The sequence below is a fragment of the Lactobacillus sp. C449L genome, from assembly GCF_059900815.1.
The window spans coordinates 1-439 of record NZ_JBWXGA010000286.1; the positions used below are offsets into that span (position 1 = coordinate 1).

Genomic DNA, 439 nt, shown 5'->3' on the forward strand with positions numbered 1-439 from the left:
TATCTCATCCGAATCCAGTAACTGACCTTCGGGTGCAGGTAAAAGCTCGTGTTCCGAAAGATTACATACCAATCCGAATCCATCTCCACCCGGCAAGGAAGAAACTCGCCTGCGACCTTCATTTCGAAAGATTCTCCGCAGTGGACGGCTTCCGGCTCATCGTAAGTACCCCAAATTTCCCAACGTTCAGTCGGAGGATCGAACAGCAAACGACCTTCACGGAAGTTTCTCGTCATGGGATCACCTCATAACCCATACTCGAGAGCTGCGGCGCGGATCAGATCGGCATCAATCTGTTCCGCCCTCCGTTGGAAGCCGTGCAGGAGAGCGCGAACCGCCAGTTTGTTAACCAAACGGGGATAGCCTTTGGTGCAGACGGCAAGGGCCTCCATGGCCGCATCCGTGAAGATGGGATGCTTCGCCCCGGCAAAATTCATGT

The 439-nt window shown here is 54.0% G+C and carries 1 protein-coding gene and 1 pseudogene; both read right to left on the reverse strand.

Features of this window, described 5'->3' with window-relative positions; all coding sequences use genetic code 11:
- Window positions 1-236, reverse strand: a 236-nt coding sequence (locus AC2JF9_RS09420) for a DUF5348 domain-containing protein (protein WP_500727251.1), incomplete at its 3' end; no start/stop codon positions are given.
- Window positions 237-245: 9 nt separating this feature from the next.
- Window positions 246-439 (reverse strand): annotated as a pseudogene (locus AC2JF9_RS09425) (hypothetical protein); the annotation flags it as partial.